The 556-nt window shown below is 68.2% G+C and carries 1 protein-coding gene; it reads left to right on the forward strand.

Going from position 1 to position 556, the window contains the following annotated elements; translation table 11 throughout:
• Positions 1-556, forward strand: a 556-nt coding sequence (locus KUM32_RS42470; protein ID WP_217146918.1) for an aminotransferase class V-fold PLP-dependent enzyme, incomplete at both ends; no start/stop codon positions are given.

The following is a 556-nucleotide window of genomic DNA, read 5'->3' on the forward strand; positions in this document are numbered from 1 at the left end:
GCCCTACCGCGTGGACCACGAGACCGAGATCGTCATCACGGAGATGGAGCACCACTCCAACATCGTGCCGTGGCAGTTGCTCTCGCAGCGCACCGGCGCGAAGCTGAAGTGGTTCGGGCTCACCGACGAGGGCCGGCTCGACCTGTCCAACCTGGAAGAGATCATCACGCCCAAGGCGAAGATCGTCTCGTTCGTGCTGGTCTCCAACATCCTGGGCACCGTCAACCCGGTCGAGGCCATCGTGCGCCGCGCCCAGGAGGTCGGAGCGCTGGTGCTGATCGACGCCTCGCAGGCGGCCCCGCACATGGTGCTCGACGTGCAGGCGTTGCAGGCCGACTTCGTCGCCTTCACCGGTCACAAGATGTGCGCCCCGACCGGCATCGGCGTCCTGTGGGGCCGCCAGGAACTCCTGGAGGACCTGCCGCCCTTCCTCGGCGGCGGCGAGATGATCGAAACCGTCTCGATGCACTCCTCGACGTACGCCCCGGCTCCGCACAAGTTCGAGGCGGGCACACCGCCGATCGCCCAGGCCGTGGGCCTCGGCGCGGCCGTGGAC

It is taken from the genome of Streptomyces sp. AC627_RSS907, from assembly GCF_019049165.1.